Raw genomic sequence first — 15271 nt, forward strand, 5'->3', positions numbered from 1 at the left:
GCTTTTAGTATGTTTTCAATTTTCCTTGTAAACCACCAGTGTGAATCGCAAGAATACGGGTATTTTCTGGGAAATGTTGCTGCTGAATCAGGTCAAAAAGTCCCATCATCATTTTAGCGGTATAAACCTGTTCTAATGGAATCGCATATTGCTGTTCAAACTGTTGCATAAATTGCAGTAGCGCTGGACTGGTTTTGGCATAACCACCACTACAATAGGCATCAGTTAAAGACCAATTTTTTTTATCAGTCCACTGTTGAATGTCTTGTTGCAGAAAATCACCTTTTAAGGCAGAAAAGCCCAGCACATGCTGTCGATCTGAACTGCTTTCAATCAGCCCTGCAATGGTTCCACCTGTACCAACTGCACAGCAAATCACGTCATGATTTTCTCGATCATGAGCAGATAGTATTTCTTGGCTGCCTTGCAAGGCAAGTGCATTGGTCCCTCCCTCTGGAACGATGAAAGCTTGCGGATATTGTTGTTGTAGCTGTTGTAAATACGCGGCTTCATGGCGCAGTCGATATTCGGCCCGACTCACAAAATGCAGTTGCATACCGAAATCATGCGCAGTTTGTAGTGTTGGATTTAAGACTTGCGAAGCCAACTCGTCTCCGCGAATAATGCCAATACTTTGAAAACCAAAACGTTGAGCGGCATACGCCGTTGCGGCAATATGGTTAGAAAAAGCCCCACCAAAAGTCAGTATTTTTGAGCAGCCTTGTTGCTGTGCGGCAAGCAGGTTGTATTTGAGTTTGAAAAACTTATTACCCGAAATGTGGGGATGAATCTGATCCAGACGCTTCACGGTGAGTTGAACTGGCGCAGGAAGATCTAAGGTCTGATAGGGAGTGGGAAAAGCAATGTGATCAAACATCTTAGATCATGAAAAAAGAGCTTGATCACATTGTAAATGGATTTGATTGAAAATGTCAGTATAGGTTTAGGAACTGGTGTCTACCGAAGTAATGACAGACATCCCTGGACGTAAATTTTCCATCCCTTTCTGATTTGGATCTACGGTGATCCGTACAGCAATACGTTGTACCACTTTGGTGAAGTTACCTGTCGCATTGTCAGGCTTCAATACACTGAATTCTGAACCAGCGGCAGGAGAAATCTGCTCTACCTGTCCAGTGAACTTCTGATGATTCATTGCATCCACAGTAAAATAGGCTTTTTGCCCAATTTTCATATTGGCAATTTGAGTTTCCTTAAAATTGGCAATGACCCAAGTTTGTTGGGGAATTAAATAGAGCAGTTGTGTGCCTGCTGCAACGTATTGGCCTACACGTGGATTGACTTCACCGAGTTGACCATCCAGTGGCGCAACAATAGTGCTGTAATCCTTGGTGGTGTTGGCTTGATCCAGTTGTGCCTGAGCGCTATTTACTTGCGCTTTTAAGCCTGCTTCAGCGACTTGCGCCGTTTTTAAGGCTTCTTGCGCAACCAGAATATTGGCTTGAGCCTGTTTGAGCAAAGCAAGGTTATTCTGTGCATCAGCCGCAGCTTTATCCTGTTCTGATTTTGAGGCAGCGCCACTATCGCCCAGTTGTTGATAGCGTTTGAGTTGTGCAACCGAGAGATCGTATTGCGCCTTGACCTGATCCAGTTTAGCTTGGGCTGCAACGACATCTGCCTGACGCTGGGCAATGGCTTGAGTCTGATTGGCAAGGCTATTTTCTGCTTGTTCTACCCCAGAAACAGCTTGGGTCACCTTTTGGTCATAGGTCGTTGCATCAATATGCATGAGTACCTGACCCTGTTTAACATGATCAAAGTCCTTAACCAGAACATCCTTGATATAGCCATTAATCTGTGAGGAAAGAATAGTGGTTTTACCTTTCACATAGCTATTGTCCGTCTGTTCAATCGCCGAGTGGAATGGCCCGATTCGCCATGCCCATAAAATAATCGTAATCCCGACAATTAACACCAGCAGCATCCACCACAAGGTTGAACGCTTGGTCTTGATCAACTTACTGGTTGGCGGTGGAGGAGGCGGTGGCATTTGCGTCACAGCTTCTGGTGCCTTTTCAGGTTGAACCGTCTGGTTTTGCTCATTGTTCTGAGCATTTGTATTTTCTGGTTTATCTTGTTCAGACATAATGTTTTCTCAATCAAATACCATAAGGGTTAACTGGCTGCTTGCAGATTTTTTCGGGTCATGTACTTATTACGTACATATTTAAATAACCCCCATAGCAGTAAAACAACAGCAAAAATGCCATTTAATACAATCACATCGTTATAGGCGCGAACCTGTGCTTCGCGTGTCACCACTTTATTCAGGTTTTGTAGTGCCTGATTATTTTGTAGAACTGGATCATTGGTGGTCACCATTGCACTATGCTGATAAGTCTGTAAGCGTTGTGCGACCAATGGATCGGTCGGATTAAGATTGCTGTTAATCTCGACTTTATAACCATAAGTATGATGTTGCTGGTAAGTATTAAAGAAGGATGAACCGACCAGACCACCAAAGTTTTGTGTGGCTGAAAAAAGAATAATAAAGGTCAAGACATATTGAGGTCCACGCTGCAAGGTGCGCATAAAGCCCATCAATAGTAATGGCCCGATAAACACGCCACCTGCAAAGCTCACTAAAAATTGACTGCGATAGAAATTGGCTGGGCGCACATCACTGGTGAGGTGATAGTCCAGTGCACAGGCAATGAAAATCAGGATTTCAGCAAGGAACAAATTTAAAATGAGCCGCTCGCGATGGAAGGTCAAAGCACTAAACACTGAACCAGCAATCGTCCCACAAAAGATCACCACATATAAGGGAACAAATTGATCCGGCCCCATACCCATGGTTTTCAAAAAATTCACCGCCGCATAACTTTGTTCTGACATCAGTAAGCGTAGTGCAAAGGCACTGACCACGAAACTGAGTAAATCGCCAGCCGCCAGCCAGCGGGTCATAATCAACGGATTGGTCCGATAATGTTCGTAGGTGAGGCCCAATACAATCAGACAGAAACCAACAATCAGGGTATAAGCCAGCCACGGGCTATCGAACCACCACAGAATAGGCCCTTGGGTGAGGACAATACACAGACAGGCAAAACCCGGTGCCAATAGAGCAAAAGTGAAGAAATCCTGCTTCTCAAAGACCTGCAGACGTAAGCTACGTGGCAATTTGAGTGAAACAACCATTGCGAAACAACAGATGGCCAGACCTAATTCAAAGGTATAAATCACATCCCACGGATTTGCTTTGAGTAGGAATGGCGAAAGAATCCATGCCAATGGCAATCCCAGTTGCTGAAATCCGAAAGCCAGATAAATCCCTTTGGCCATATCTGCTTTGCCAAAGGCCTGCATGGTGTAATACATGCCAAGTGAACTGAGTGGCGCTGCGGCCAAGCCTGCAATAAAGCGGGCAAAGAGTGCCATTTCATAGGTTTGTACAAAGAGATGCAGAACCAGTACGCCAATAAATACCAGTAATCCCAGTTCTGAAAACAGGCGTAAGCCATATTGTTGCCGAGCTTTAAACAGAATCAGGTTGGCACTGACATTGGCCATGACATAAGATGCAGGAAGCCATGCTGCCTGTGATGGTGTTAAACCATATTCACCCTGAAAGATGGGCAAATTGGCAATAATAAAACCATTACTGAGACTTGCCGCGATACTGATAATCAGGCCAATAATAAAATAGGCAATACGTTTTGGTCGGGTATGCGCAATAGCTGCAGGCGAACCCGGTAAGGCTGGGCGCTCTTCAGCAGTCCAATCTGGGGGAGTCTCTAGATAGCGAGGGCTTTTATCCATTTTATTCCTCGACCTACACTTTAATACCGTTTAATAATAATTCTATTGCGCGTTTTGCCAGTCTTAGCTGATCGCTCGCCTGATGTCCCTGAAATGATGACCCTAAAATCCCTGTAATCATACCGAAATCTTGAGGGGTAAGATCAGGACGACATAATTGGTGCTGTATCGCTTGATCAATCAGAGGCTGTAGCGCTTTATTCCGTCGTTCATAAATGTTTAGCATGATTGGGTCTTCACGATCAATAATGCGCCAGTAATCAATCAGCACGACGAGTTGAGGTATTTGTTCAATATGGCTTTCAATTAAGCGGATAAAACCATCATTAAAGATAAGTAATTCTTTCGCCTTTTGCTCCAAACGGGTAATGGCCCGTTCCAGCAAAGCTGCGATCAAGGCTTTACGATCGGCAAAATTACGATAAAAAGTTGCCCGCCCAACACCAGCATGATCAATGATGGCCTGTAGAGGCACATGCACACCTTGCTTGCGGAAAACTTCCTCTGCGGCATTGAGGAGTTCATCACGATTGTGAGCCGCCAATTGCTGACGTTTTACCATGACCAAAGCTCGTGGAATATTTAATGTGAATTAAACGGACATTTTTGTCCGAAGTAAATATGTAGCAGAAATTTATTTTGTTTAATTTAGGTAAAATCCATCATAGAAGGTGCTTTTCTAAGTGCATACAGTGTTAAAAAATAAGACTAAATCAATCATGAATAAAACGACAATCAGGTGAAGTATGCAGGGATTTGTACAACGTTTTGCAACGGGGATAAAACATCGTCCATATCTCTCTGCAACTTTTAGCTTAGGTTTGCTGATCTATGCGGTATTGCATTTTTTTACTGATTGGAAATGGGCCACCTGCTTGCAGTTAGGCTGGAATATTGCGATTTGGCTGTATCTATTCCTGATTTTGAAAATGATGTGGCATCTGGATGCAACACATATTTTAAAACGTGCCCAGCAACAGGATGAAGGGAAGTGGGTGATTTTAACGGTGGTGCTGATTGCGATCGTGGTGTGTTTTATTTCGATCGTGGTGCAACTCAGTCATGTGCCAAAAGATTTTCCGATTTTAAAAAGTGCACTGATTCTGTTGACCATTGGCACAATATTTTCAACTTGGTTATTGCTGCATACTTTATTTGCGATTCACTATGCCCATGACTATTACCTGGCAAAAAGCCGTCACCAAGAAGCGGGGCTGGATTTTCCCAAGACAGATCAACCCGACTACCTCGATTTTATTTATTTCAGCTATATCATTGGTACGTCTGCACAAACAGCAGATGTGTCCATTACCAGTTCATCGCTTAGGCATTTAAATATTTTTCATTGTGTACTGGCATTTATCTTTAATACGGTCATTTTGGCGGTCGCGATCAATGTTGCGGCAAGTTTGATTGGATTTAATTGATAACTTATTTTTATTAATTAAATTAAAATTGATCATTTTTATTTTTTATTGTGCTTGGTTATTTTAAATAGAGACAGGCACAGCAAGGATAAAAACATGACCAGCCAGCATCAAGTCAATCAACAGCAATATCAAGATAAATCTCAGGCCTATTTAAGCAGTACTGTGCATGCGCAGGGGATTGAATTTCAGAAAATGCAGCAGTTGATCCAGTTACATCAGTTTAAAACAGTGTTGGATTTGGGCTGTGGCGGTGGGCATGTCAGCTATCAAGTTGTGCCGTTTGTAGATCAGGTGACTGCCTACGACTTAACGCCGTCGATGGTGGAATTGGTTGCTGAACAGGCCCAACAACAAGGTTTCGATAATATTATGACTCAGCAGGGTGCAGCCGAGACATTGCCTTTTGCAGACCAAAGTTTTGATTGCGTTATTACCCGCTATTCAGCACATCATTGGCAGAATGTTGCACAAGCGATGAGTGAGATGTATCGTGTCGTAGCGCAACAAGGCAAAGTGATTATTGTTGATATTTTAGGAAATTCGAATCCTGTGTTGGATACCTTTTTTCAGACGATTGAAACGATTCGCGATCCAAGTCATGTGCGTAATTATAGTTTAGGAGAATGGGCACGTTTTGCTGAATATGCAGGATTTACGCTAGAAATTATTGAAAAACAACATTTAGATTTAGAGTTTCAGAGCTGGACTGAACGGATGAAAACACCAGAATATGCGGTTCAGACCATACGGGATTTGCAGCACAAAGCTTCTGATCAGACACGTCAATATTATCAGATTCAGGCAGATGGTTCGTTTCGTAGTGAAGTGATGTATCTGGTTTTGAGTCGGGCATAAGTTTTAAATGATAAGGAATCGACTCAAAAATATTGAGTTAAAGCGATAAAATGAGACAGCAAATCAAAATTTATCTATCACCTGCATCCTGTTTTTAAGTAAAATCATTGCTTGAAAATTATTCTAATCTAGAGGTTATCTTGGAATCGTTATTGATTTTAGGCTCAATTGCGTTGGCCTTAATGTTGGGTGCGATTAGCCCAGGCCCTACATTTATTTATGTAGCGAAGAACTCAATTGCGATTTCACGTAAACATGGTTTATTTACCGCTTTAGGAACAGGCACGGGCGCAGCGTTGTTTGGTTTGCTTGCGGTTATGGGTTTACAGGCAATTTTATTGGCCGTGCCTTCGGCTTATATCGCTTTAAAAATATTTGGTGGACTGTACTTACTTTGGCTGGCGTATAAGATTATCAAGCATGCCAAAGAGCCGATGGAAGCGGTGAATGGTACTGTGAAGCGCATGAGTTATGCACAGGCTTTCCGTTTAGGGCTCATTACCCAGCTCAGTAACCCGAAAATTGCCATTATTCTTGCCAGTATTTTTACTGCATTATTACCGAAAGAAATTCCAAGTTATTACTATGTGGTGTTACCAATGTTGTGCTTCTTTATTGACGCGGGTTGGTATTCGCTGGTGGCTGTTGCGCTGTCAGCAGAAGGGCCACGTAAAGTTTATTTAAAATCTAAATCGTTGTTTGATCGTATCGCTGGTGGTGTGATGACACTGTTGGGATTAAAGCTGATCTTTGGAATGAAATAATGGCATAGAGAAAGCGACCAAGAAGGTCGCTTTTTTATTGCCTAAAATTCGCTGATTCAGCTTAATCTTTAAAATGCACAGGAATCCATTGATAGCTCTTACCATCTGCTGAATAAATATGTCCAATCCCCGGGAATGGTAAATGTGGTGCAGCAATGGTTTGTCCATTCTTCGCGAAATCAGCAAACTGTTTTAAACGGGTTGCCACTGCTTTCTTAGGATCAATATCGTATTCAATCGCAGTTTTGGGTTGATCAAATTGCACGGTATGTGAATGTACAATATCTCCAATAAAGACCACGCTTTCTCCTTTGCTTTTTAATTCATAGCTAAAGTGACCGGGAGTATGTCCCGCCGTGTTAATGACTTTAAAGCCCTGAATTTCATCACCGAGCTTATAAGTTTTAAAACGTTGCTTGGCTTGGTAAGGCGCAATAGCTTGCTTAATGTGCTTTACGGTTCCTTCATAACCTGCTTGTTTGTCTTTTGGCAGCTTGGCTGCTTGTTTGGGATCTAGCCAATAATTGGCTTCGTCACTAGAGACATACACGGTTGCATTGGGGAAATTGGCAACGCCATCTTTGCTGATGCCACAGACATGATCGGGGTGTAAATGGGTGAGTAAAATGGTATCGACCTGTTCTGGCTTGTAGCCCGAAGCAACCAGATTTTTTAGGATTGAACCTAAATGTGGGCCAAAACAACTGGCTGCACCGCTATCGACGAGTACCAGTGATTTTCCTGTATTGACGAGGAATGCATTGATAGAGGTTTGTACGCCTTTGTCTTGATCTGCGTAATACTTTTTCAGGATTTGTTGGACTTGTTGCGGTGAAATATCTTTAAACAAGCTTGGCGACATAAAGTTAGTGCCATCGAGCAGGGCAGTGATTTGTACATCACCAGCCTGATATTGATAGAAGCCAGCGACTTGTTTTTGGGTTGGTGTGGTGCTGGGTTCAGCAGCTTGAGTAGTTATGGCTGCTGTGCTTAGGGTGAGATTGAATAGAAAGTTTTTGAATATATTCATTTTTTATCAATATATTATGTATAGTGTTGGCATTATATTATCTAGTTTAAATAATCGAAGTGTCAAATGAGCAATGTAATAGAATTCTATAAACAAGATTTTCCTTCAACCCTATTTCCATTAAATACAAACTTAATTCTAATTGAAAATCATTCAGAGGAAATTAATAAATATGTTTACGAAAAAATTTTAAATTCTGAAATGACTGAACATAGCTTTTTATCACAACAAAAAGTATATGCAACTAAGCCTAAGAATCATTTAAGAAGGACTATTAAGCTAGACCCTATTGCTGAATTTTTTATTTATGACGTGATTTATCGTAATCGTACAAAATTTAGAGGCGCTGTAAGTGAAGACCGAAAGTGTTTTGGCTATAAATTTGAAAATGGAGAAGCAATAAAAGTTCATGAGGCGTATGCTAGTTTTAAATCAGATTTGAATTCACTAAAGCAAGAGTTTTCATATTACTTAAAATTTGATATCGCTTCATATTTCAATAGTTTGTATCATCATGATGTTTGTCATTGGTTTGCATCTAAGAACATTAGTGAGACAGATAGTATATTCTTTGGACAATTCTGTAGAGAAATCAATTCGGGTAGAAGTGTTGATTTTATGCCTCATGGGATCTATCCTTCAAAAATGATAGGCAATGAATTTTTGAAATATATTGATTTAAATCATGAATTGAAATCATCAAAAATTATTCGTTTCATGGACGATTTTATTCTTTTTGATAATGATCAAAATGTATTAAAGAGAGATTTTATTAAAATCCAAAAGCTATTAGGCAGTAAAGGATTAAATATTAATCCTACAAAAACATCTTTAAATAATGAATATCAAGAAGTTAGGGCTACATTGTCTACTGTAAAGCAAGCATTGATGGCTGTTATATCGACTGATGGATTAGATGATTTAGTTTCAGGAGTTGAAGTGAGTGATCAACACCAGTCAGAACAAACGACCCTCGCTCTAAATGAGGCACAAATTGAACAATTACTAAATTTATTAAAAGACAATCAAATTGAGGAAGAAGATGCCGAATTAATTTTATCTTTCCTAAAAGACTATAGTGATAATCTTCTTATTGTATTACCAGAAATTTTAAAGAAGTTTCCAAATTTAATTAAACAAGTTTACTCAGTATCGCTAAGAATTATAGATAAAGAACTTCTAGCAAATGTATTATTGGAACACTTGGAAAGTGAACACTTATTTTTAGAATATGAACTCTTTTGGTTAGGAAAATTAGTTGAAGATTGCTTACTTGATGTAAGCTCGATTGGAAAATTATTAATAAAAATATATGAGCTTTCAAATAATTATAAGATAGCTCAAGCTAAAATATTAGAAATTCCTGTCAACAGTTTTGGCTTAAAAGAGATAAGATTAGATTTTTTAAAAACAGGACAATCAGATTGGTTGGCTTGGTCATCAGCTATTGGTTTGAGAAGTCTACAAGCAGCTGAAAGAAATTATAATTTAGATTATTTCTCTAAAGCATCACCTATTAATTTTTTAATAGCTTCATGTGTTAAAAAACTATAATTTTGAAGTTATAAGGGAATAAAAAAGCCCCTACATCAGTAGAGGCTTTTCTTGTCTAGCATTTTAAAACCTTAAGACACTTTATCACCCGGTTTTGCGCCAGATTCAGGTGAAATCACCCAAACACCTTCGCCATTACCTGCGGCAAGTACCATACCATTTGAGATACCAAAACGCATTTTACGTGGTGCAAGGTTGGCCACCATCACCACCAATTTGTCTTTTAGGTCTTCTGGCTGATAAAACTCACGAATACCACTAAACACATTACGCGGTTCAGCTTCACCCACATCTAAAGTCAGTTGCAGCAATTTATCAGAACCTTCAACAGTTGCTGCTTCTAATACTTTTGCTACACGAAGATCAATTTTCATGAAATCTTCAATACCAATGATTTCAGCTTCACCTACTTTTGGCTCAGGCTTTTTCTCAGCTTTCTTTTCTTTTTTCTTCTCTACTTTTGGCGCTTCTGCCGCCGCAGCTAAAGAATCTTTAGAGGCATCCACCATTGCAGCAACAGCTTTGGCATCAACACGTTGCATTAACGGCTGGAATTGCGCAATTTCATGACCAACTAAGATCTGCTGACGTGATGCAAAGTCAAAGCTTTCAAGTTGTAAGAAGGCTTGAACCTGTGCAGCAAGCGTTGGCAATACAGGAGCCAAGTAAATCGCAAGTTGACGGAATAAGTTAATACCCACCGAACACACATCATGAACTTGTTGTTCCTGACCTTCTTGCTTCGCAAGTGCCCACGGTTTTTTCTCATCGATGTACTGATTTGCACGGTCAGCCAACGCCATGATTTCACGAATTGCTGCCGAGAATTCACGTGCTTCATAGGCTTGCGCAATTGAATCGCCTGCATCAATAAAGCTTTGCACCAGTTCAGACTCTGCACATGTGTTCGACAAGGTATTATTGAAGTTGGTGTTAATGAATTTTGCACAGCGGCTGGCAATATTCACCACTTTACCGACAAGGTCAGAATTCACTTTCTGAACGAAGTCATCCAAGTTTAAATCTGAATCTTCAACTTTGTCAGAAAGTTTAGATGCAAAGTAGTAACGTAAATATTCAGGATTTAAATGTTCTAAATAGGTTTCAGCTTTGATGAATGTACCGCGAGACTTCGACATCTTCTGACCATTCACGGTCAAAAAACCATTTACGAATAAACCTGATGGGGTACGGTAGTTCGCACCTTCAAGCATTGCAGGCCAGAACAGCGCATGGAAGTAAACAATGTCTTTACCGATGAAGTGATAAACTTCTTTATCGCTGTCTTTTTTCCAGAAATCATCGAAGCTTAGATCTGGACGTTTGGTTTTGATGTAGTTTTCAAAACTCGACATATAACCAATTGGTGCATCAACCCAAACATAGAAATATTTGTTCGGCGCATCTGGAATTTCAAAACCAAAATAAGGCGCATCACGCGAAATATCCCAATCCGATAAACCTGCTTCAAACCATTCATCTAGCTTGTTGGCAATCGAAACAGGTAAACGGCCTTGATCACGCGTCCACTTCTGTAAGTATTCTGAGAAATTTGGAAGTTTAAAGAAGTAGTGATCCGATGATTTCTCAATCGGCGTTGCGCCGCTCAAGGTTGAGCGTGGGTTTTCCAGTTCAGTGGCGTTATACGTTGTACCGCAGACTTCACAGGCATCGCCGTATTGATCTTCTGACTTACATTTCGGGCATGTGCCTTTAATGAAGCGGTCAGACAGGAACATGCCTTTTTCAGGATCAAATAACTGGGTAACAGGGCGAATTGCAATATTGCCTGCTTCACGGTTTTTGATATAGATTTCTTCTGAACGTGCTTTGTTTTCATCACTGTTGGTTGAATCATAGTGATCGAAATGCACGCCAAAACCATCAAAGTCACGGATATGTTCTTTCTGAACATTGGCAATTTGCTGTTCTGGGCTGATGCCATTTGCTTCAGCACGTAGCATGATCGCTGTACCGTGAGCATCATCCGCACATACATAAGTCACATCATGGCCCATTGCACGCATTGCACGAACCCAAATATCTGCTTGGATATAACCGAGTAAGTGACCCATATGGATAGGACCATTGGCATAAGGTAGGGCATTGGTGACTAAAATTTTACGCACGGATATTGTTCTCTCATTCGTATTTGCAAGGCAGATGATTTTACATGACTTGACCCCGACTTGCACAAGGGATTCAGTGAAATCTTTTCAGCCGCTTAATGCTTGGGTTGGTCAAGCTTTCTCTATTTGTATTTAAATCATTTAAATGGATGAGTACGGAGGAGATAAAGAATAGTTATTTTTAAGAGATATCAGTATATTAAGGGGACTTTATTCTAATAAACGGCGTTTTTATAACAGTATTCTAGATAAAAAAAGTATGTATCCCGAAGGATTACATACTTTGCATTTGCTTGACTGTTACGCTGTGCTTAGAGTTCTTTCTTAACGAAATGACTTTTCCTTTGGAAAGGAAATGAATGTGATAACGCTTTAAACCATCTGTTTTTGGATCAAGCGTAATCTCAGCACACATCGGCGTTTGCCAAAGTTCATCACTACCCAAAATACCTAACCATGCCTGTGCTTTTAATGCCACAGTAAATTGATCTTTGATTTCAAGGTCAGTAATGCTGAGTTCGCTGCACCAATGTTCCGTTTTAGGAAACTCGGCTTTCGAAAATTTCCAGCAGATCGTCAGCGCTAAACTGCTTTCAACTGGCGCTTTATCATCACTGATTTGATCAATAACAGGAATTAACTGTTCAGCCAGATCCTTTTCAAAAGACAGAATCATATTCTGGATTCTTCTTTTACTTGAAAGAATATAGTTCAAGCGTTTTTCTTGGGCCTGAAGTTCCTGTTGAATTTCTAGAAGTTCATTTTCATTCATATAGGCAATTTTGACGACAAGGTCTATGATTGAGATATTTGCAGCAGTATATCCGATCTATCTCCTTATATTGTTAATACTTTTTAATACACATTTATTGGTTCTAAAAATGATCGAAACAGCCCGATTACGTCTCAGACAATGGCGAGCAGAGGACTATGCAACCTTTGCCGCAATGGGTAGCAATCCACAAGTGATGGAGTACTTTCCTAAACTCCTGACCCGAGCAGAAAGCGATGCCATGATTGATCGAATGAAATCAATAATCGACACGCAAGGCTGGGGTTTCTGGGCGGTTGAGTTAAAGCACAATCAGCAGTTTATTGGCTTTACGGGGTTGCATGATCAACCGACACAATTTTCTTTTTCGCCCTGTGTAGAAATCGGTTGGCGGCTAGATCAGGCTTATTGGGGGCAGGGCTATGCACCCGAAGCTGCTCAAGCCGCGCTTACATTTGCTTTTGATCAATTAAAACTGGACAAAGTGGTGGCCTTTACCACGGTGGACAATGCGAAATCACAAAAGGTCATGCAAAAATTAAACATGAAATACGTCACTCAATTTCAGCATCCTGCTTTGGCTAAAGATCATCCGCTCAGTTGGCATGTACTCTACGAGATTTTGCAAAAGGATTTTATTAGCTAGACAGGATGTTATTCATTTATATGATTTTTATATCTAGAAATAAAATAATTTATCGTTCGGCAATTATTTGAATCTTCCTGTATCCCATTTGTTTCAATTTGCAGCGATCAGCAAAAAACAGCTTTAAACGCGGTATAACTAAGATTGCTCCAAACGATATGTTTTTTTTACCTATAGTGAGGAAATACCATGACAAATGAAAAACTTGATGAATTAAAAAACCAAGCTGCTGAATTGGGCGATGACTTAAAATACAAAGCAAAAGAAACTCAGCTACAAGGTGAAAAAGCAGTTGATGACTTAAAGCATTCTGCAGAGGAATTGAAGTTAAAAGGCGAGAAAGCGCTGGATGATTTAAAGAAAGATGTTTCTGAACAAAATGCTGAAGGTAAAGAAGCTGTTTCAAATAAAGTGGATGATATCAAAGCCAAACTTGAAGATACCCAGCATGCGGTTCAAGACAAATTTGATCACTTTAAAGAAGAAGCAGGTCATAAACTGGATGATGCCAAAGCCAAAGCCGCTGAATTGAAAGATGAGGCTGCGGCAAAATTTGATGATTTAAAAGCTCAGGCTAGTCATAAGCTGGATGATTTAAAGAAAGCGGCAACGGATACCATCAATAAATTCAAAGGTTAATGATTTTAATCTGCGAATAGGATGAAAGACTTCCCCAAACATATCCACGCTATGTTTGGGGATTTTTTATTCGACGAAATTTAAAATTGTCTAATATGGCTCACCATGAGACGGATGATCCAGTTATACGCTTATCAATATCAACTTTTCCTTCCAAAAAACCTGCGTTGTCGGGCAGAGAAATCTAAAGCAGAAAAGTTACTATAAAAAATGAGCAATTATCTGCTTTGAGAGGAGCGTGGATTCTTCAATACTGCTAAACTAAGCGAACTCAATGCTATGTTGATCTGTTTTTGGAGTAAACAAAATGTCGTGGCTTTCTTCCTTAAAATCTGTTTTTTCACCAGCACAAGAAGTGAAGGAAGACGAGATTCAAACAGTTCTACAAAATTATGTGTTACCGCATTCAGAAAATGCGCTCAAAGATCGCATTAGTCAGGTCAATGTACAAGGTCGTATTTTACAGCTGACGATTAACACATTTCCTCAAGAAAAAGACCACTTACAACAGATTCATGATGAGCTTGCAGAAGCATTGGAAAAATGTGGCATTCAGGAATTAAACCTACACATTATTCAACAAAAACATACAGCGCATGGTGAGGCGGGACACAGCTGTTCATCAAAGCCAAAAGCAGAAAATAACAACTTACCACCTGTGATGGATGCTTCACCAAAAGCAGAAGCAGATCCAAATAATCCTCCGATTCAAAAAGCTGCACCGCAACAGCGCGATGTTGCTGCACATCCACGTATTCAGAATGTGATTCTGGTTTCATCAGGTAAAGGTGGTGTTGGTAAATCAACCACCACAGTAAACCTTGCATTGGCTCTACAGCAGCTTGGCTTAAAAGTTGGGGTGCTGGATGCCGATATTTATGGTCCAAGTATTCCAACGATGCTGGGCAATGCAGGCAAAACCCCACTGATTGAAAATGAACACTTTGTGCCTTTAGATGCCTATGGTATGGCGGTATTGTCAATTGGTCATTTAATTGGTGAGCATAATACGCCTGTGGCTTGGCGTGGGCCAAAGGCAACGGGTGCATTGATGCAGTTATTCAACCAGACTTTATGGCCTGATCTGGATGTGCTGGTGATCGATATGCCGCCTGGTACTGGCGATATTCAACTGACCTTGGCACAACGTATTCCAGTCACGGGTGCGGTGATTGTAACGACCCCACAAAATGTAGCGTTAATGGATGCGACCAAAGGGATTGAGCTATTCAATAAGGTGAATATTCCTGTTCTTGGTGTGATTGAAAATATGTCGACCCATATTTGCTCGAATTGCGGACATGAAGAACAGATTTTTGGTACAGGTGGCGGAGATCAATTATCTGAGCAATATCAGATTCCATTACTTGGACGTCTTCCTTTAGATGCGAAAATTCGTGAGCATGCAGATCAGGGAACGCCAAGCGTAGTTGCGAAAGATACGGCTGCGGAAAGCTATCTCAATATTGCACAAGCGGTGTTACAACAAATGGATAAGCTGCCAAAACGCCAGAAAGACGATAAACGTATCTTCTAATTACACAGAAAACCCAACATGCTGATGTTGGGTTTTTGCTTTCTAAAGCAAATCACTTTTTATTTAGACCATTTCAAAACTCGCCTTTACAGCAAAGTAGGTACGTTACTTGCTTTGTATAGGGTTTCTTTT

The 15271-nt window shown here is 40.4% G+C and carries 14 protein-coding genes; 7 read left to right on the plus strand and 7 right to left on the minus strand.

Annotated elements, in window-relative coordinates:
- Positions 1-4 precede the first annotated feature (4 nt).
- From PJ15_RS11505 to PJ15_RS11520, 4 genes are all read right to left on the minus strand, one after another.
- Positions 5-877 carry a 1-aminocyclopropane-1-carboxylate deaminase/D-cysteine desulfhydrase gene (locus PJ15_RS11505; RefSeq protein ID WP_005256184.1) on the minus strand — a complete coding sequence of 291 codons (873 nt, stop codon included), beginning with the start codon at positions 875-877 and terminating at the stop codon, positions 5-7.
- Between the two features lie 66 nt (positions 878-943).
- Entirely contained in the window at positions 944-2107 is a 1164-nt protein-coding gene (locus PJ15_RS11510) for an HlyD family secretion protein (protein WP_047430916.1), read from the minus strand.
- Positions 2108-2136: 29 nt separating this feature from the next.
- Positions 2137-3783 (minus strand): MFS transporter, encoded by a 1647-nt coding sequence (locus PJ15_RS11515; protein WP_047430919.1) that lies wholly within the window; start codon positions 3781-3783, stop codon positions 2137-2139.
- Between the two features lie 13 nt (positions 3784-3796).
- Positions 3797-4345, minus strand: a complete 549-nt coding sequence (locus PJ15_RS11520; protein WP_004770797.1) for a TetR/AcrR family transcriptional regulator — start codon at positions 4343-4345, stop codon at positions 3797-3799.
- 184 nt (positions 4346-4529) lie between these two features.
- Here PJ15_RS11520 and PJ15_RS11525 point away from each other — a divergent pair, with 184 nt between their 5' ends.
- From PJ15_RS11525 to PJ15_RS11535, 3 genes are all read left to right on the plus strand, one after another.
- Entirely contained in the window at positions 4530-5210 is a 681-nt protein-coding gene (locus PJ15_RS11525; protein ID WP_047430922.1) for a DUF1345 domain-containing protein, read from the plus strand.
- Positions 5211-5306: 96 nt separating this feature from the next.
- Positions 5307-6068: a class I SAM-dependent methyltransferase gene (locus PJ15_RS11530; protein WP_047430924.1), complete on the plus strand. Its 762-nt coding sequence runs from the start codon at positions 5307-5309 to the stop codon at positions 6066-6068.
- Positions 6069-6205: 137 nt separating this feature from the next.
- The gene (locus tag PJ15_RS11535) at positions 6206-6832 is read left to right on the plus strand and encodes a LysE family translocator (RefSeq protein WP_413772466.1); all 627 of its coding nucleotides are present in this window, start codon (positions 6206-6208) and stop codon (positions 6830-6832) included.
- Between the two features lie 61 nt (positions 6833-6893).
- Here the strand turns inward: PJ15_RS11535 and PJ15_RS11540 are convergent, their stop codons facing one another.
- On the minus strand, positions 6894-7862 hold the full coding sequence (locus PJ15_RS11540) for an MBL fold metallo-hydrolase (protein ID WP_047430929.1): 969 nt from the start codon (positions 7860-7862) through the stop codon (positions 6894-6896).
- 66 nt (positions 7863-7928) lie between these two features.
- On the opposite strand from PJ15_RS11540, the gene drt5 reads away from it, so the two are divergent.
- Entirely contained in the window at positions 7929-9416 is a 1488-nt protein-coding gene (gene drt5, locus PJ15_RS11545) for an antiviral reverse transcriptase Drt5 (protein WP_047430931.1), read from the plus strand.
- A gap of 71 nt (positions 9417-9487) precedes the next feature.
- Here the strand turns inward: drt5 and metG are convergent, their stop codons facing one another.
- Positions 9488-11545 carry a methionine--tRNA ligase gene (metG, locus tag PJ15_RS11550; protein WP_047430934.1) on the minus strand — a complete coding sequence of 686 codons (2058 nt, stop codon included), beginning with the start codon at positions 11543-11545 and terminating at the stop codon, positions 9488-9490.
- Between the two features lie 274 nt (positions 11546-11819).
- Positions 11820-12317, minus strand: coding sequence for a hypothetical protein (locus tag PJ15_RS11555; protein ID WP_004770805.1), 498 nt, complete (start codon positions 12315-12317; stop codon positions 11820-11822).
- 109 nt (positions 12318-12426) lie between these two features.
- Between PJ15_RS11555 and PJ15_RS11560 the strand changes: the two genes are divergently transcribed.
- The 3 genes from PJ15_RS11560 (at position 12427) to apbC (ending at position 15139) form a co-directional block, all read left to right on the plus strand.
- Positions 12427-12963 carry a GNAT family N-acetyltransferase gene (locus PJ15_RS11560; RefSeq protein ID WP_047430938.1) on the plus strand — a complete coding sequence of 179 codons (537 nt, stop codon included), beginning with the start codon at positions 12427-12429 and terminating at the stop codon, positions 12961-12963.
- Between the two features lie 189 nt (positions 12964-13152).
- Complete coding sequence (locus tag PJ15_RS11565; RefSeq protein ID WP_004770808.1) at positions 13153-13602, plus strand: hypothetical protein; 450 nt, start codon at positions 13153-13155, stop codon at positions 13600-13602.
- A gap of 307 nt (positions 13603-13909) precedes the next feature.
- A complete protein-coding gene (gene apbC / locus PJ15_RS11570; protein ID WP_047430940.1) occupies positions 13910-15139 on the plus strand; it encodes an iron-sulfur cluster carrier protein ApbC in 1230 nt (409 codons plus the stop codon).
- Positions 15140-15271: the final 132 nt, after the last annotated feature.

This window comes from Acinetobacter sp. neg1 (assembly GCF_000788125.1).
Lineage (GTDB): Bacteria > Pseudomonadota > Gammaproteobacteria > Pseudomonadales > Moraxellaceae > Acinetobacter > Acinetobacter vivianii.